17 protein-coding genes are annotated in these 17,232 nt (G+C 61.0%); 9 read left to right on the plus strand and 8 right to left on the minus strand.

Going from position 1 to position 17,232, the window contains the following annotated elements:
- Positions 1-117: 117 nt before the first annotated feature.
- Genes HY26_RS13670 through HY26_RS13685 form a run of 4 tightly spaced genes read right to left on the minus strand, consistent with a single transcriptional unit; the run spans position 118 to position 3,373 of the window.
- Positions 118-1,398 (minus strand): TolC family protein, encoded by a 1,281-nt coding sequence (locus tag HY26_RS13670; protein ID WP_158531505.1) that lies wholly within the window; start codon positions 1,396-1,398, stop codon positions 118-120.
- A 2-nt stretch (positions 1,399-1,400) separates the two neighbouring features.
- Positions 1,401-1,604, minus strand: a complete 204-nt coding sequence (locus HY26_RS13675; protein ID WP_034768452.1) for a DUF2892 domain-containing protein — start codon at positions 1,602-1,604, stop codon at positions 1,401-1,403.
- Positions 1,605-1,627: 23 nt separating this feature from the next.
- On the minus strand, positions 1,628-2,086 hold the full coding sequence (locus tag HY26_RS13680) for a co-chaperone YbbN (RefSeq protein ID WP_034768277.1): 459 nt from the start codon (positions 2,084-2,086) through the stop codon (positions 1,628-1,630).
- Positions 2,087-2,104: 18 nt separating this feature from the next.
- On the minus strand, positions 2,105-3,373 hold the full coding sequence (locus HY26_RS13685) for an NAD(P)/FAD-dependent oxidoreductase (RefSeq protein WP_034768275.1): 1,269 nt from the start codon (positions 3,371-3,373) through the stop codon (positions 2,105-2,107).
- 160 nt (positions 3,374-3,533) lie between these two features.
- Here HY26_RS13685 and HY26_RS13690 point away from each other — a divergent pair, with 160 nt between their 5' ends.
- Genes HY26_RS13690 through HY26_RS13705 form a run of 4 tightly spaced genes read left to right on the plus strand, consistent with a single transcriptional unit; the run spans position 3,534 to position 8,496 of the window.
- Positions 3,534-3,893, plus strand: a complete 360-nt coding sequence (locus HY26_RS13690) for a rhodanese-like domain-containing protein (protein ID WP_034768274.1) — start codon at positions 3,534-3,536, stop codon at positions 3,891-3,893.
- The gene (locus tag HY26_RS13695) at positions 3,880-4,878 is read left to right on the plus strand and encodes an efflux RND transporter periplasmic adaptor subunit (protein ID WP_112073812.1); all 999 of its coding nucleotides are present in this window, start codon (positions 3,880-3,882) and stop codon (positions 4,876-4,878) included. The genes HY26_RS13690 and HY26_RS13695 overlap by 14 nt, the downstream gene beginning before the upstream one ends.
- A 4-nt stretch (positions 4,879-4,882) precedes the next feature.
- Positions 4,883-8,176 carry an efflux RND transporter permease subunit gene (locus HY26_RS13700; protein ID WP_112073813.1) on the plus strand — a complete coding sequence of 1,098 codons (3,294 nt, stop codon included), beginning with the start codon at positions 4,883-4,885 and terminating at the stop codon, positions 8,174-8,176.
- Positions 8,176-8,496: a metalloregulator ArsR/SmtB family transcription factor gene (locus HY26_RS13705; protein ID WP_035578748.1), complete on the plus strand. Its 321-nt coding sequence runs from the start codon at positions 8,176-8,178 to the stop codon at positions 8,494-8,496. The genes HY26_RS13700 and HY26_RS13705 overlap by 1 nt, the downstream gene beginning before the upstream one ends.
- 379 nt (positions 8,497-8,875) lie before the next feature.
- Here HY26_RS13705 and HY26_RS13710 read toward each other — a convergent pair whose 3' ends face one another.
- The 3 genes from HY26_RS13710 to HY26_RS13720 all read right to left on the minus strand — a co-directional run bounded on the left by HY26_RS13710 (position 8,876) and on the right by HY26_RS13720 (position 11,930).
- Positions 8,876-9,301 (minus strand): hypothetical protein, encoded by a 426-nt coding sequence (locus HY26_RS13710; RefSeq protein ID WP_112061951.1) that lies wholly within the window; start codon positions 9,299-9,301, stop codon positions 8,876-8,878.
- Positions 9,302-9,305: 4 nt separating this feature from the next.
- The gene (locus HY26_RS13715; protein WP_112061950.1) at positions 9,306-11,267 is read right to left on the minus strand and encodes a conjugal transfer protein TraG; all 1,962 of its coding nucleotides are present in this window, start codon (positions 11,265-11,267) and stop codon (positions 9,306-9,308) included.
- Between the two features lie 273 nt (positions 11,268-11,540).
- Positions 11,541-11,930 (minus strand): helix-turn-helix domain-containing protein, encoded by a 390-nt coding sequence (locus HY26_RS13720; protein ID WP_233351630.1) that lies wholly within the window; start codon positions 11,928-11,930, stop codon positions 11,541-11,543.
- 16 nt (positions 11,931-11,946) lie between these two features.
- Here HY26_RS13720 and HY26_RS13725 point away from each other — a divergent pair, with 16 nt between their 5' ends.
- From HY26_RS13725 to HY26_RS13745, 5 genes are all read left to right on the plus strand, one after another.
- Positions 11,947-12,435 carry a mercuric transporter MerT family protein gene (locus HY26_RS13725; RefSeq protein WP_233351631.1) on the plus strand — a complete coding sequence of 163 codons (489 nt, stop codon included), beginning with the start codon at positions 11,947-11,949 and terminating at the stop codon, positions 12,433-12,435.
- 12 nt (positions 12,436-12,447) lie between these two features.
- Positions 12,448-12,780, plus strand: coding sequence for a heavy-metal-associated domain-containing protein (locus HY26_RS13730; RefSeq protein WP_112061947.1), 333 nt, complete (start codon positions 12,448-12,450; stop codon positions 12,778-12,780).
- A 3-nt stretch (positions 12,781-12,783) separates the two neighbouring features.
- On the plus strand, positions 12,784-13,017 hold the full coding sequence (merF, locus tag HY26_RS13735) for a mercury resistance system transport protein MerF (RefSeq protein WP_112061946.1): 234 nt from the start codon (positions 12,784-12,786) through the stop codon (positions 13,015-13,017).
- A complete protein-coding gene (merA, locus tag HY26_RS13740) occupies positions 13,007-14,431 on the plus strand; it encodes a mercury(II) reductase (protein ID WP_112061945.1) in 1,425 nt (474 codons plus the stop codon). Before merF ends, merA begins: the two co-directional genes overlap by 11 nt.
- A 95-nt stretch (positions 14,432-14,526) precedes the next feature.
- Positions 14,527-14,853, plus strand: coding sequence for a YnfA family protein (locus tag HY26_RS13745; RefSeq protein WP_112061944.1), 327 nt, complete (start codon positions 14,527-14,529; stop codon positions 14,851-14,853).
- Positions 14,854-15,127: 274 nt separating this feature from the next.
- On the opposite strand, the gene HY26_RS13750 is transcribed toward HY26_RS13745, so the two are convergent.
- Positions 15,128-16,834, minus strand: coding sequence for a DUF3363 domain-containing protein (locus HY26_RS13750; RefSeq protein WP_158531506.1), 1,707 nt, complete (start codon positions 16,832-16,834; stop codon positions 15,128-15,130).
- Between the last annotated feature and the right edge of the window lie 398 nt (positions 16,835-17,232).

Below are 17,232 nucleotides of genomic sequence, written 5' to 3' on the forward strand. Positions count from 1 at the left end.
GGGCAAGGGTCTTCCAGGTATGGGTGAGGAATAAGCCCTTGCCTGTCCACGCGCAGCCTGATGCCCGCGGGGCGCACACCCGCTGAATGCTCCGGTATGTCTTTCTGCCGGAGAGGATCAGGGAAGCAGGGCGAGTTGTTGTTCCAGGTCAGAGGACAGGGACAGCAGGCGCGCTTCAGCGACCTGCAGCTGGGTGGCTGCGCGGTAACGGGCGATCTGGGCATCGCGGAATTCATTCTCCGCATCCAGAGCATCGACCAGCGTGCGGATGCCGGCCTCCTGTTCCTTCTGGGCTCCTTCAGCGGCGAGTTCAGCCGCCTTCTCGGCCCATTCCGCTGCCGCGAGCGACAGGCGGCGGGCTTCGATGTCGCCCCAGAGGCCGGCTACCGCTTCGTGCAGCTGCAGCTCTGCCGCGCGGACATCGGCCGTTGCTGCGCTGCGCCCGGCAATGGCTTCGCGTTTCGAAGCGTTCCGCAGGCCGCTGGTCAGCAGCGGCACTTCCACGCGCACAAAGGCACCGACATCGCTGATCTGGTCTTCAAAGAAGAAGTAGACGTCTTCCCCGGTGGTGGCGCGGGCGCGGACCGAAACCTTCGGACCGAACCGGCCTTTTGCCTCTGTCACGCGGTGTCCTGCGGAGATTTCCGCAGCACGGGCAGCGGCAAGATCGGGGTTCTTGGACATGACACGCGACAGGGCGGCCTGCATGTCGCCGCCGACGACTTCACCGAGTTCCGGTGTTTCCTCCGTCACGGCATGGTCAACCCCGGTCAGCCGGGCGAGGCGCGCCCACGCCCCGGACAAGGCGGCACGGGCCGCTTCGCGCTGGGCCTGCGCCGAGGCGAGACGCGCTTCTGTGAGGGCAATGTCTGTGCGGGTGACCTGACCCTGATCGAACCGGGCCTGCGTTTCGTCAAGGCGTATGCGGAAGGTGGCGACGCGGGCCTCGGCCACTTCGACCGTCCGCTCGGCGAGCCAGGCATTGGCGTAGGCTTCGAATGTATCGAGGACCAGTTTCTCGCGCGCACCGAGCATCTGGTAGCTGGCGGCGTCACGCTGGGCTTTGGCCGCATCGACTGCCGCCCCGAGCGCGCCGGACTGAAAGACGGTCCATTCGGCCTGAAGGCCGGCAGAGCGCGGGACCTGCGAAATGCGATCCTGCGTAAAGTCTGTCTCGACGGCGCCGACTTCGGCCTGCAGCCCGGCCTGAAGTCCGCGGCCGGCACGGGCCGCATCGACCCCGGCGCGGCTGCGCTCGACGTCGGCTTCGGCCCGTTCGAGCGACGGATCATGGCTGAGCGCCTGCTGCACGGCATCGCGCAGCGAGATCGGCTGGGCCAGCGCAGCCGGTGCGGCAAGCGCCAGCAGGCTGACAGAGAGCTGGCGAGCGAATTTCATGCTCATTTGAACGCGTTGCCCGGCTTCAGGCCAATGGCCTTGAAGATCATGGCCGCCGGGCAGAAGCCCGTGAACGCAGCCTGGAGCATGTTCAGCCCGGCAAAGGCCGTCAGCAGGAACCAGTATGGCGAGACAAAATAGCCAAGCGCGAGGCTCAGCGAAACGACAACGCCAGCAAAAGCGAAGACAGCACGATCGACATTCATCTTGAACATCCTTTTAGTTGGTTTCAGGCACTCAGCCCGAAGGTTGACTGGATCCACCGGGACAGGCCTTCGCCGGTTTGGGCCCCGGCCTGGTTGGCGATGAGCGCTCCATCCTTCCAGGCAATCAGGGTCGGGATGCCCCGGATGCCGAGCTTGCCGGCGGCTTCCTGGTTCTGGTCGGAGTTAAGCTTGAAGAAGCGGACCTGATCGGCGAACCGGCCGGCCGCCGCTTCATAGGCGGGAGCCATCATGCGGCACGGGCCGCACCAAGGCGCCCACACGTCCAGCACGAAGGCACCGGTGTCGCGGGCGACAAGGCGCTCCAGCATGGCGCCATCAATCTCCACCGGCTTCGGCGTCGCCAGTGGCTGGCTGCACTTGCCGCACTTGCCAGCCGACAGGGGCTTACCGGCCGCGACGCGGTTCGGGGCGCCGCAGCTGGTGCAGATAGCAATGCTGTCTCTGACAGTTGTGTCCACCATGACGGGCTCCTCTGCGGGCTACTTCAGCTTATGCGTTTTCAGCAGGTTCAGCGCGGCGTTCTCATAGAAGGTTTCAGAACGACCGGCCCTGATTTTGCCGAGGAAGTATTTCTCGAAACCGATCTTCGCCGTGTGCACCCAGCCGCCGGAGACGGACCAGTTCACATTGCGAGGCGGGATCTGAGGCTGTGCGATGAAGGCGACGCCGCCATCGCCGAAATCGGCGATACAGATGGCATTCCAGGTCGCCTCATGGGTCGGTTCCTTGCCGCGCACGATCTGGCCGAGGTTTTCGGCAATCGCGGTGACCATGGATTCGATCATGAAGCCCGTCTTTGGCACGCCCACCGGCACGGGTGTCTTGCCAACCGGCGGAATGGCGATGCAAACGCCGAGGCCCATGATTTCCGGATATTTCGGATTGCGCTGGTGCTTGTCGGTGATAACGAAGCCGCGCGGATTGACGAGGCCTTCGATGTCGCGCACCGCAGGCACGCCGCGGAATGGCGGCAGCATCATGGAAAATTTCATCGGAAGCTCGTGGATCTGCTTGGTGGAGCCGTCCTCGTTCACTTCCTCGACGATCATCTTGTCGGCTTCGACCTTCTGGACCTTTGCATTGCAGATCCACTTGATGTGGCGGTCGCGCATTTCGCTTTCGAGCAGGCCTTTTGTGTCGCCGACACCGTCGAGGCCGAGATGGCCGATATAGGGTTCGGAGGTCACGAAAGTCATCGGCACCTTGTCGCGGATCTTCCGCTTGCGGAGCTCGGTCTCGATGATCATGGCGGTTTCATAGGCCGGACCATAGCAGGAGGCGCCCTGAACGGCGCCAACGATCACCGGGCCAGGATCGGCGCAGAGGTCTTCGAACGCCTTGTAGCCGGCCTCGGCATGATCGATGTGGCAAACCGATTGGGTATGGCCATTCGGGCCAAGGCCTTCGATTTCGTCAAAGGCCAGTTCCGGACCGGTCGCGATGACGAGATAATCGTAATCGACAAAGGAGCCGTCCGCCATGCGCAGGCGCTTTTTGTCCGCCTCGACCTTTTCGGCAGCGCCCACGACCAGTTGGACGCGGCGCTTTTTCATCGGCTTTTCAAGGTCGACGACAATATCCTCACGGTCTCGCCAGCCGACCAGAACCCAAGGGTTCGATGGAACGAATTGATAGAAGTCCGTCTCGTTGACGGCGATCACTTCATCCTGCCGCCGGACATTCTTCCGAATCTCGTAGGCGGCAATGACACCGCCCAAACCTGCACCCAACACTACGATCTTAGCCATGGCTCTGCTCCCTGGGGGATTAATTCTTTGTCTGCGTTATCCCTTATATTCGTGTTTTATAAAATGCGCATTATGTCGCATGTTTAATCTGACCGGTCACATGTATCTCCGTTTTCAAACTACATGACGTGCGCCTGCGCGCACATAAGAGGAGTCCCTTATGGCTGATCCCCGCGACCTTTCTCCCGCCACCGTCTGTGAAGGCCTCAAAGCCAATGAGATCCTGCTCGTCGATGTGCGGGAACCGAACGAATTTGCGTTCGAGCGCATTCATGGCGCCCTGCTCCATCCGCTCTCGACCTTCGAACCGAAAGCCATCCCGACCGACCCTGGCCGCAAGATCGTATTCCAGTGCGGGTCCGGCAAACGCTCCCGCACGGCGCTCGATGCCTTCATGGCCGCAACCGGCGCCGAAGCGGCGCATATGGCGGGCGGTATCATGAAGTGGAAAGCGGACGGCTTTCCTTGTGTCCAGATCAATCCCGCAACCGGCAAGGTGGAAGACCATGGCCGCTACTAGATCGCTCCTGCCCAGATCGCTCCTGCTTGGCGCCGCTTTCGTGGCCCTCTCCCTTTCAGCCTCCGCTGAGGTCATGACCGTCGAGGAATCGGTGGTCATGGACTATCGCCCAGCCGTCGCCCGGATCGAAGCGGCAGACTCCGCCACGGCCCGTTCGCGGCTGCAGGGCGTCGTCTCGCGCTTGTCGATCGATGAGGGCGATGTGGTGGACGCTGGTGATGTCGTTGCCATCGTGACGGATGCGACCATCGCACCGAACCTTGCCGCACTCGCCTCCCGTATCCAGGGTCTGCAAGCCCAGATCCGTCAGGCCGAGGAAGACTTGACACGGAATGAAGCCCTGTTCGAACAAGGCTTCTTCCCGAAGGCGCGTCTCGATGAGCAGCGCACCAATCTGGACGTGCTGAAGCGCAACCTGTCTTCGGCCCAGTCGGAACGGAACGCGCTTGGCGCGCGTCAGGCTGAAGGCCGCATCCTTTCGCCGGCCGACGCCAAGGTGACCGGTGTGAACGTGGTCGAAGGCTCCGTCGTGTCGCCCGGCGAAGTGATCGCGACCTTCGCCACCGTGACCGGCGTCGTACGCCTCTCCCTGCCGGAACGCCATGCTGCCCAGATCAGCGAAGGCGAGACCTTTGCGTTGCGCCTGCCGACGCGCGGCGGCGACCTTCGCACAGCCACGATCGTCAAGATCTACCCGGAACTGCGCAAAGGCGAACTGATCGCCGATGCCACAGTGCCGGGCGGATTGGACGCGCTGGTCGGTGAAAGGGTCGACGTGCTCGCCCCCGTCGGCGAACGCCGCACCATCCTCGTGCCAAAGGATTATGTCTCCACCCGTTACGGCGTGGACTTCGTACGTGTGCAGGTGGGTGACCGGTTTGTCGATGCACCCATCGTACTCGCTGCCCCGCTTGCCGACACCGAAGGCAAATATGAAGTGCTCACCGGCCTGAAGCCCGGGGACAAGATCGAAAAGCCGGAGTGATCGAATGAAACCGGATGTCTCGGGTTCCATTACGCGGTCGACCATCCGGTCGCCGCTGACCCCGCTCTTCCTGCTGACGGCACTGGCCGTCGGCCTCGTGGCGCTGCTCTCCATCCCGCGTGAGGAAGAGCCGCAGATCTCCGTGCCGATGGTCGACCTGATCGTCCAGGCGCCGGGCCTGAAAGCGCCGGACGTGGTCGAACAGGTCACCGAGCCGCTGGAAAACATCATCAAGGCCATTCCGGACGTCGAGCACGTCTATTCGCAAAGCCGCGATGATGGCGCGATGGTCACGGCCCGTTTCGAAGTCGGCACAGATGCCGACGACGCCATTCTGCGCGTGCACGAAAAGATCCGCGCAAACATGGACCGCATCCCGCCGGACGTCCCCATGCCGCTGGTCGTAGGCCGCGGCATCAATGACGTTTCGATCGTCACGCTGACCCTCTCGCCGGAAGAATGGACCGGGGATGTCTGGACCGACACGACCCTGCGCATGCTGGCTGAGGAACTGCAGTCTGAACTCATCAAGATCGACGATGTCGGCCTGACGACCATAATCGGCGGGCGTCCGCTGGAACTGCGCGTGGAGCCCGACATCCAGGCCATGGCTGCCTATGGCGTGCCGCTGCAGACACTCGTGCAGTCTGTCGGACAGGCCGCCGCCGCCATGCCGGTCGGCACAGCCCGTCAGGATGGCAACACGCTGCTCGTTCAGGCTGGTGACCGCATCGATGCCGTCGGCGAACTGGAGCGGCTTGAAGTTCCGGGCGCCGATGGCCGCACCGTTTATCTCTCCGACGTCGCCACCATCCGCGTGGCGGGTGAGGAAAGCGATTCTCGCGTCTGGACGCTTGACCGGCGCGAAGATGGTGAAGGCTTTGCTGTCCGCCCGGCCGTGACCCTGTCGCTGGCAAAACGTCCCGGCGCCAATGCCGTGAACGTGGCAGAAGCAATCCTCCACCGGGTGGACCTGCTGAAAGGCGGCTTGATCCCGGAAGGCGTGCGTGTCGAAGTCACCCGAGACTATGGCGAGACGGCAAACCACAAGGCCAACGAACTCCTGTTCCACCTAGGCCTTGCCACGATTTCCATCGTGATCCTGATCGCCTTCGCCATCGGCTGGCGCGAGGCACTGGTGACGCTGATTGTCATTCCGACGACCATCCTGCTGACGCTCTTTGCGTCTCTGATGATGGGCTACACGATCAACCGCGTCTCGCTGTTCGCGCTGATCTTCTCCATCGGTATCCTGGTGGACGATGCAATCGTCATCATCGAGAACATCGCTCGCCACTGGGCCATGAAGGATGGCCGCTCGCGCGTGGCGGCCGCCATCGATGCGGTCTCCGAAGTCGGTAACCCGACCATCATCGCCACGCTGACCGTAATCGCAGCCCTGCTGCCGATGATGTTCGTGTCCGGACTGATGGGCCCCTACATGGCGCCGATCCCGGCGAACGCTTCGGCGGCCATGCTGTTCTCCTTCTTCGTCGCCGTCGGCGTTGCGCCGTGGCTGATGATGAAGATTGCCGGCAAGGCCCCACTGCATGGCCATGGCGCCAGCGGTGAGGAGGATCATCTTGAAGGCGCAGAAGCGACGCGCCTTGCGGCCTTCTACACGAAAGTGGCCGGGCCGATCGTGGCTTCGCGCAAGAACTCGTGGATCTTCCTGATCGCCGTCGGCGTCGCCACGCTCGCTTCGCTCAGCCTGTTCTATTTCAAGGTTGTGCCGGTGAAGCTGCTGCCGTTCGACAACAAGTCGGAAATCCAGATCGTGGTCGACTTGCCGGAAGGCGCTTCGGTCGAAGACACCGAACGCGCTCTCTTCGCGCTGGCCGATGCCATCCGCGATGTGGAAGAGGTCGAGACCATCCAGGCCTATGCGGGCACCGCTGCGCCCTTCAATTTCAACGGCCTCGTGCGCCACTACTTCCTGCGCCGCTCGCCGGAGCTGGGCGACTTGCAGGTGAACCTCTCCGAGAAGTCCCATCGCAAGCGGGCGAGTCACCCGATTGCCCTCGATATCCGCGGACGCCTTCTGGCCCTGCCAATGCCGGAAGGCACCAGCGTGAAAGTCGTGGAAGTCCCGCCCGGACCGCCCGTCCTCTCCACGCTGCTGGCGGAGATCTACGGCCCGACGCCGGAAGCCCGCCGCGAGACCGCCGCTATTGTCGAGCAATTCTTCAAGGACACGGACTTCATCGTCGACGTGGACAATTCCATCGGCGATCCGGCCCCCCGCCTGACCGTCTCCGTGGATGAGCCGCGCGCCGCTGACTATGGCGTCCAGCAAAAGGACATCCTCGACACGATTGCGCTTGCCTTTGCGGGCCAGACGGTTGGTGTCAGCCCGCGCAGTGAAGGCCGCGACCCGCTCGACATCCGCATCCGTCTGCCGAAGTCGGAACGCAACTGGTCGCAGGAGATCGCCGCCATTCCGGTCCCTGCCCGCCTCGCCGGCCCGAACGCGGCACCGGTGGAACTCGGCGCACTGGTGGATGTGTCTGAAGAAAGCGGCTCGCCGGTCATTTTCCGCCGCGACGGCTATTTCGCAGACATGGTCATGGGTGAACTCGCCGGCCGGTTCGAAGCACCGATCTACGGCATGTTCGAAATCCAGGACAAGGTGAAGGCCTTCGACTGGACTGCTGCGGGCCTCACCGCTCCGGCTGTCCGCATGTATGGCCAGCCGGCCGATGACACCCAGCCGACCCTGCTGTGGGATGGCGAATGGGAGATCACCTATGTCACCTTCCGCGACATGGGCGCTGCATTCGCCGTGGCCTTGCTGGCGATCTACATCCTCGTCGTCGGCCAGTTCGGCACATTCCGCGTGCCGCTGATCATCCTGACGCCGGTGCCGCTGACCCTGATCGGCATCATGATCGGCCACTGGCTGTTCGGAGCGCCGTTCACCGCCACGTCGATGATTGGCTTCATCGCCCTTGCCGGGATTATCGTGCGCAACTCGATCCTGCTGGTGGACTTCGTCCGCCACCTTGAAGACGGCAAGACACCGCTAAAGGATGTGCTGCTGCATGCAGGTGCCATCCGCTTCAAGCCGATCCTGCTGACCGCGCTGGCGGCCATGATCGGGGCAGCCGTGATCCTGACCGACCCGATCTTCCAGGGCCTGGCCATCTCGCTGCTGTTCGGGCTGGCCTCTTCAACGGCGCTGACAGTACTGGTGATCCCCGCGATTTACGTCGCCCTGCGCGGTCCGGACTGGCTGCCAGAGCAAAGAGGCACGGAACCTGCTGACACCGCAGGAACCGGACAGGAGGTACACAGCTGATGGCCGCGAGAAAGAAAGCCGCCAACGACGCCTATGAAGTGGTTTCGGACAGCATTCATGAAGCGTCCGAAGTCATGAAGGCGATGTCGAGCGAAACCCGCCTGAAGATCCTGTGTGCCCTCAGTGAAGGCGGCGAGATGCCTGTGGGCGAGCTCGCGAGCCTGACCGAACAATCGCACTCGGCAGTCTCCCAGCACCTGGCAAAGCTGCGGGCGGCAAACCTGGTGGAATCACGCCGTGATGCGCAGACGATCTACTATCGCTGCAGCGGCGGCGTCGGCCGCGCCCTGATCAACACGCTGTGCGATTACTACCGCTAGGCTGATCAGGAAAATCCGGCCCTGAAACCAGAAAAGCCGCCCCGAGGGGCGGCTTTTTGTGGCTTGCGGCCATGTTCTGGAGAAAATGGCGCGAGTGACGTGCCACAATCCATATTTTTTATCCAATGTTTTCAAACACTTATGCGCCTGAAAATCGTTTCTTGGTCCTCATTTTGATCCGATTTTGGTCCACAGATTTGTGGACCGCTTGGGTTCGACGCTGGTTCATCGCGTCGAACTCATTAGTAGCAAGTATTATTAGGAATTTGAATCCCGAAAAGGAAATCATGCTTGGTTCGTCTGATTGGGAGTACCGGACCGACGAACGCGACAGTATGAGATCGGCGTTGAGCAACGAAACTCCTACCGTTGAGTATCTCTACGGCTGCTCGACCACTTCCAATGATTCAGCGTACTGGTGCTCGGCAGGCGATCTCTGATCCGATCCCAACTTCAAAGCAACTTGTCCAAGGAAATACTCAAACCGCTTCCTGCCCAGCGCATGAGCAATGTCACGCTCGCCTTCCGGGATGGGTTCGCTACGGGTCAGCCAGTAATAGACGTAGTGCGCGAGCGTCTCATAGGTAAAGGCGAGATCGCGCTCCATATCGGCCTGGCGTTGGTCATAAGCATCCATACGGACCAGAAGCCGTTCCTCCAGAACCGAGCGGGCTTCCGGATCGAACCACGCGCGTAGCGCGTCCTCCACAATCGCTGTCTTTGTCACGCCGGGCTTGTCGGCCGCTTCGCAGAGCTGCGCGTAGAGTTTCGTCGAAATGCGGATATTGACGCGCGGTTTTGCCATAGCCTCAGAACTCCGGCAATACGTCGGGATCGCCCCGATCCGCGGCGACGGCGCGGCGTACCATATCCAGATTCCGGTCTTCTGCGGGATCGGCGGCGTCTTCCACATCAGGCGCGTCCGAAACTACCGGTTCGATTGCAACTTGTTCTGATTGTGGCGCATGGTCAGGCTCGCGCGTGCGCTTTAGCGCAAGTCCGTCGGCGCTTTCACCCACGTCTAACGGCGGATCGTTCACGAGCGGTGCGACAACAATACCGGTCCAGGGTCCGTCAGCGGTCTCCGCCACCCAAGCGACGCTTGTCGGCGGCAAAACCCGTCGTGTGAAATTCCTGTCCTGGAAATAACGCAGCTTTTTCGCAAGCGCGGGCGGCGCGCCGGACACCATAACGATTTCATCCGCCGCAGAGAGCTGCATGACCTCGCCGGGCGTCACCAGCGCCCGCTGAGTTTCCTGTCGCGAGACCATCATGTGGGAGAGCCAGGGCGCGAGGCGATGGCCGGTATAATTCTTCTGGGCGCGCAACTCGGTTGTCGTGCCCAGCGCGTCGGACACCCGTTTGGCCGTGCGCTCATCATTGGTCGCGAAAGCGATGCGCACATGGCAATTGTCGAGGATCGAATTGTTCGGCCCATAGGCCTTTTCGATCTGGTTAAGGGACTGGGCGATCAGATAGGCGCGGATGCCATAGCCTGCCATGAAAGCAAGCGCGCTCTCGAAGAAATCGAGCCGCCCGAGCGCCGGAAATTCGTCGAGCATCAAGAGCAGCTTGCGGCGGTTCCGTTCGGGAAGGTCTTCGGTCAGTCTCCGCCCGATCTGGTTGAGGATCAGCCGGATCAGAGGCTTGGTCCGGGACAAGTCGGATGGCGGCACGACCAGATAAAGCGAAAGCGGCTGATCGCCACTGACCAGATCTTCGATGCGCCAGTCGGACCGGCGCGTCACTTCGGCGATAACCGGATCACGGTAGAGCGATAAAAAGCTCATCGCGGTCGAGAGGACGCCCGAGCGTTCATTTTCCGACTTGTTCAAAAGCTCCCGCGCCGCTTGCGCCACAATCGGATGAACGCCCTGCGGCCCAAGATGTGCCGTCGTCATCATTGCGCGCAGCGTCACCGCAAAAGATCGCTTCGGGTCCGACAGAAATTGTGCGCACCCTGAAAGGGTCTTGTCTTTCTCTGCATAAAGAACATGCAGGATCACGCCGACCAGCAGGGAATGACCCGTTTTCTCCCAATGATTGCGACGCTCAAGCGAGCCTTCCGGATCGACAAGAATGTCTGCAATGTTCTGGACATCGCGAACTTCGTGTTCGCCGCGCCGCACCGCCATAAGCGGATTGTACCGGGGCGAGCGACGGTCGGTCGGATCAAAGCGCGCGCAGCGGGAAAAACCCGACCGCCATCCTGATGTCAGCTCCCAGTTCTCGCCCTTGATGTCGTGGATGACGGCGCTGCCTGTCCAGGACAGAAGCGTCGGGACGACAAGTCCCACTCCCTTTCCTGACCGGGTAGGCGCGAAGGCCATGACATGTTCCGGGCCATCATGGCGCAGATAGCGGTTTTGCCAACGCCCCAGAAATACACCTATGTCAGCGAGCAGACCTGCGCGTTTGAGGTCTGACCGGTTCGCCCAGCGCGCCGATCCATACGTCGTCACATGACGTTCATGGCGGCTGCGCAACACCGAGCCGATGATCGCCGCAAGAAATCCGAGCGCTGATCCCGACACTGCAACCAGTCCGCCGCGCGCGAAAGTTTCCGGCGCGTATGCCTCATAAGCATACCACCACTGAAAGAGCCGCCAGGGCTTGTAGATCGGGGTCTCCCCCGCCACGAACCACGGCGCGCCCAGCGCCGCCTGATACCCAAGCGCTTCGGCGGTCATCTGCGTCGCCAGCCAGACTGCGCCAATGATCAATGCGAACACAACGCAAATCTGCCCGATCAGTATCTTTGTGCCGGTCATGGCGCTCCACGTCTTTAAGAAAACAGTCCCTCCAAGAATGACGGGCGCAGCGCGTCAGCGACCAGTCCTGAAACCGGCCATTCCAGGCAAGCGCGTGCAAAGCAGTCTAAACGCCTAGCTGCAGGCCGTTGCCGAAGTTTTCATTTTGCGACTATGGTCGTGAGTGAACGGATCAATATGACTTTGCACAGTCTGCGAGCGCATACTCAGGACCGACCATCAGTGAGCCCGACCAAAGTCTAGTTTAGCCAGCTACGGGTATATTCATCCGAACTAATCTGAAATCAAAGTTTCAACGATGGGACAGTACGGCTCATCACCGGCTGCGCAATCATCCGATATAGCTTTGAGTGTGCGTTGAAGTTTCTTCAGGTCGGCGATTTTCCTGGAAACAGATTTCAAATGCTCCTGCGTCAGCGCATGAATCTCGCCGCAAGTGTAATCGCCGCTATCGACCATCGACAGCAGGCTGCGAATTTCATCGACGGAAAAGCCGAGTTCGCGGGACCGCAGGATAAAACGCAATCGGCGTTGATCATCGGTCGAGTAAAGGCGGTGACCGGATTCCGTCCTCGCCGGCTCGGGCATTAACTTGATGTCCTCATAATATCGGATTGTTTCGAGATTGCAGCCGGAGCGGCGGGCGAGCTCGCCGCGCTTCACATAATCTCGCGTAAGCGTGAACGACATCGCAAACTTCCTTCTTGATCCTGTAGTTACTACAGAGCCTACATTGAGCTCAAATTGGAGTCGAGACCATGAAGGATATGCGTTTCAGATGTTAGAAGTAGCGGCCGAGAACGAAAAACCTGGCATTAAGGCAAAGAGCGGCAAACGCTGGTTCGCTGCCGGCGGCGCGCTTGGAGCCCTTCTGGCGTCCTCCTGCTGCATTTTGCCGTTGATCCTGATCAGTCTCGGCGTATCCGGCGCCTGGATCGGAAATCTGACCGCGCTCGAAACCTACAAGCTGGTATTTATCGGGATCGCTGCGGTCTTCATCGCAGCCGGGTTCTGGCATGTCTATTTCCGAAAGGCGGAGCCTTGCGAAGACGGAACCGCATGCGCACGACCGGATTCAGCGCGCTTTACCAAGGCGGCGCTTTGGATATCGGCCATTCTCGTCTTGCTCGCGGCAACCATCGATTACTGGGCGCCGCTGTTTTATTGAAAGGAGCACCTCGTGAAAAAAGTTCTGCTTATCGCGGCAGCCATCGGCGCAACGGCGCTTGGCGGCGTTGTCGTGGTCGCGCAATCATCCAGCGATACGACCGTCCTTGCTTCAGCAGAAGCGACAGAGGCGAGCGCGCAATTTTCAATCGAGAATATGACGTGTGCGACCTGTCCGATTTCGGTGCGCAAAGCCATGAAACGCGTCGAAGGCGTCAAATCGGTGGAGGTCGATTTTGAGACCAAAATTGCGACCGTGGTTTACGATCCGGCTATCGCAACTCCCGCCGAGATTGCCGCAGCGTCGACGAATGTCGGTTATCCCGCAGCCGAAATCGAAACCTGACCAATGCGGTCTCTTCTCAGTGTTGGGATCATCGGCACGATCGTCGCCGCGCTCTGTTGCTTTACACCGGTCCTCGTCGTTCTTTTTGGCGTGATCGGCCTGTCGGCGTTCACGGGATATTTGGACCACATCCTGTTCCCTGCCCTCGGCCTTTTCATCGTCCTCACATTATACGCAGTCTGGCGTCGGCGCCGCCGACAAAACACTCTCTCAGAAAGTAAGCTTCATGACGGATAGCTGTTGTCCCCCAAATTCGAACCCACACGATCTTATCGTCATCGGCGCCGGGTCTGCGGGCTTTTCTGCAGCAATAACCGCCGCCGAAGAAGGCGCGCGGGTGGCGCTGATCGGTCATGGATTGATCGGCGGGACGTGCGTCAATGTCGGATGCGTGCCATCAAAAACGATGATCCGCGCCGCCGAGGCGTTGCACGGCGCGCGGGCGGCGAGCCGGTTCCAGGGGATTACAGGCGAAGCGCATATCGATGACTGGTCCGCGCTCATGGCGGACAAGGATGCACTCGTGTCGAGCCTGCGCCAAAAGAAATATATCGATCTCCTCAGCGCTTATGATTCAATAGATTATATTGAAGCCGCGGCGCGTCTTACCGAAGGCGGCGTCATGGTGGGCGAGCGGCGGATCGAAGCCGCCAAGGTTCTCATCGCAACGGGATCGTCGCCGACAATTCCCGACATTCCGGGTCTTGATGAAACGCCCTATCTGACCAGCACCTCGGCGCTGGAGCTTTCCGAGTTGCCGCGTTCTCTTATCGTGGTCGGCGGGGGGTATATCGGCTGCGAACTGGCGCAGATGTTTGCGCGCGCGGGAGCCGAGGTGACGCTTGTGACGCGCAGCAGGCTATTGCCGGAGGCCGAGCCGGAGATTTCAGAATCGCTGACCGAGTATTTCGAGGCGGAGGGCGTCGCCGTCCGAACCGGACTTTCCTATGTTGGCGTCGCAAAAACCAATGAAGGCGTTTCCCTGACGATTTCCATCGGCAGTGACGAAGAGGTCATTCACGCCGGGCATTTGCTGCTGACGACGGGGCGCAAGGCCAACACCGGAACGCTCGGACTTGAAGACGCGGGCATCGAAACGCTGGGCAATGGCGGTATTGTCGTCGATGAACGCATGCAGACAAGCAAGCCAGGCGTCTACGCCGCCGGCGATGTTACGGGCCGGGACCAGTTTGTCTATATGGCAGCCTATGGCGCGAAGCTTGCGGTAAAAAACGCGCTCAACAGCAATTCGCACACATACGAAAATGCGGCGATGCCATGGGTCGTGTTCACGGATCCGCAAATCGCGGGCGCGGGGTTAAGCGAGGCTCAGGCAAAAGCCGCTGGATTCGATGTCAAAACGTCGGTAGCGCCGCTTGATCAAGTGCCGCGCGCGCTTGCAGCCCATGATACGCGCGGGCTGATCAAGCTGGTCGCCGACGCCGAGACGGATCGTCTACTTGGCGCGCAAATCTTAGCGCCTGAAGGGGCCGACTCGATCCAGACCATCGTGCTCGCGCTCAAATATAATATAACCGCGACGGAACTGGGCGAGACGATTTTCCCTTATTTGACGACGGTCGAAGGATTGAAACTCGCGGCGCAGGGCTTCGACAAGGATGTGACCAAGCTTTCCTGTTGCGCGGGATAATTGGAGCGCGTGATGGCGACTACCGATCTTCAGCTCGAAAAGCCGGGCAGGTTCGTCGTCACCATATTGGGCTTTGATAAGAATGGCGGCGATCAATGACGGCGGTCTACTATATATTTGCGGCACTCTTTGAAATCGCCGGCTGTTATGCGTTCTGGATGTGGCTGCGCCTTGAAAAGTCGCCGCTCTGGATCGGTCCCGGCGTGGTCAGTCTGATCCTGTTCGCGCTTTTGCTCGCGCGCATTGACGCCAATTTCGCCGGGCGCGCCTACGCCGCCTATGGCGGGGTGTACGTCGCCGCTTCGATTGCATGGATTTATTTTGTTGAGGGCGCGCGGCCGGACCGGTGGGACTTTCTCGGCGCTGCGATCATGCTGGTCGGCGCAGGCGTCGTTTTATTCGGCCCCCGCGGCACGCCTTAGCAGAAGCTATAAGTAGATGTACGAACAATCGGAATCCTGCGCTTTTGTAAAGTTCGGTTTTGTCGGCCTTCTTCACGAGGGCTGCCTCTCCGCCAATCCGCCCGAGCTTCGGCGCCTGTGCAATACAGCGTAACGATCGCTTGGGAAGGACCATTAATATGCGGGCACACACGCTGAAACCGCATCGCTCAAATAGTTAGAGCGATATACGGCACTTTCGGCCAGCCGCAAAACTGACCACTCCGGCCACCCGCCTGCAAGGCAACCAAAAAGCCTAACGAAAAATGCCCTTCGAGCGACCATTTCCAACCGTCCAGCCGATGCCTGCGGCTGTGCGTTTGAGTGTCAGTTCGCGGCCGGTCTGCCGCCCGAGCGCGCTGCGCCACGGTACAAGCGCGAACGCCTTCGCATTCCCGATGACCGCCATGCGGCCCGCCGCCAGATCGACATGGCCTTCCAGCCGCCCGTGTAACCGGTCCCCGTTCGCCAGATCGACAGCCGTCCGGTTCGAGCGCGCAGCGATCGCATCGGCGTTCTGTTTCAGATCAAGCGCCCGCATCCGAATACGCTGCTCATCTGAAAGGGTTGCCTGCCCTGCCTGCAGAACGTCTTGCTCTCGCAGCCATGCCTGCCGCCGCATCTGAAGTTTCCGGAGCGCGATGCACCGTTCCGCATCGGTTTCTGAAAGCCCGTCGATCCATGTCTCACCCATCCGCTCAATCTGCGCCTCCGGGGACAGCCACGACAAAACGGTCAGTTTTACCCCGCCGGATCGCCGCGCTTCGTAGTCAGCAGCGCGTTTGAGGAAGGTCGCGTCAATGCGCCATTCTCCGCTGGCGAGCCGTTCGCCGATTCCCGCCCGCCGCAGCGCTTCAAGACGGCGCTTCAGCGACAGGCGGTAAGCCGGTTTCGATCCGGGATCGTGGCGGGCGTGCAAGTCCTCCGACCAGACGCCACCCGTTTCATCGGCGACTCTGGCGATGGCCGTGTCCGAAGCCCGCGCCAGCGCGCTCGCGCGCGACAGCTCAACAACCGCGCCGCGCGACGGGCGGGAGGTCGGATCAATGGCGCCAGCAGGCACATGCCATATCCCGCCGTCAAAATCTTCAACGAGCATGTAGCGTGTGTCGCGAAGTTCGTCCTCGGCGCCATAGGCTTTAACGACGCCCTGAATAGGGGTTGCATCCGCATCCCGGTCCTGCACAAACTGAATGTGTTTTTTACGTTCGCCGAATTCCGCCGCGAGTGTGCGGATGATGTCGCCCCGCCGGCCCCGGCGTTTGAGTTGCTCCTGCCAGCCCGGCTTCATCCGCCAGGCTACGGCTCCGGCGGGCTCTGCGAGGCCCAACGTTTGGAGGTGGCGTGCGCGAGCAATCTGAAGCGAGCGGCTAAAGCGTTCGCCGCTTGAGGACGCATCGCCCGGCTCAAAAACGCTTCCATCGATAAGGTTTTCGATCTCGCGATCCAGCCCTGTCCACCGGTCCTGATCGACCTGTTTCTGCCGCGTCTCTGCAATCTCCAGCGCTCGCCGCGGTCCGAGCCTCTGTGTCACAAGATCCTCGGCCGCTTCGCGCAGGCCATGGGTGAGATAGTCTCGCGCGATGACGACATCCTTCATCCGCGCGTCGCGCCCGCGCACGACAATATGCGTGTGCGGATGGCCGGTATTGTGGTGATCGACAGCGATCCAGTCCAAGCGCCGCCCGGTGTCGGCTTCCATGCGCGCCATCAGGTCGCGCGTCGCCTGTTTGAAATCGCCCATGCGCGCGCCGCCCTCCGGCGACACGATGATCCGGAACTGGTGGCGATCCTGTTCGCTCCTCTCCAGAAAGTCGCGCGGCGATATACCTTCATTGTCCCGGTCATAGAGGACACCGCCTTCGCCCTCGCGATCCACGCCGTCCCGCTGCAGATAGCCGACATGGGCACGATAGAGTCCTGGGCCCGCGCGTCCGGCTCTGGCGATATGTACTTTGACCACGACGCGCCGCCGTTGCAGGCGGGACAGATGCCGCCCTGCGGATGCGCGTGTTCGCGCTGCGCCGCCGCTGCCATAACGCGCGCCCGTGAAGGAAGATTTCCGGGGCGCATTAGAAAGCCGCTTCCCGGTCTTCGCCAGTTGGCGGCGAAGGCGCTTTCCAGCTGGGCCGCCTCTATCGCGTATCGGCCCCAACCGGGGTGTGAACGGGGTATCATCGCTCATTGCGGCGCTCTTACCCCATGCACCACAGGAACCCCTTTCATTCCGGGAAATTTCCGACGATCCATGCACCGCAATGCTGTGCAAAGGGCGCCAAAAAACAGATGTGCAGACAAGGCGTTAGATGGCATGTGGTGCCATAGCTTTAATCTTGCCCTCACTAAACCCGCCCATCCTGT

It is taken from the genome of Hyphomonas sp. GM-8P (assembly GCF_003263315.1).
Lineage (GTDB): Bacteria > Pseudomonadota > Alphaproteobacteria > Caulobacterales > Hyphomonadaceae > Hyphomonas.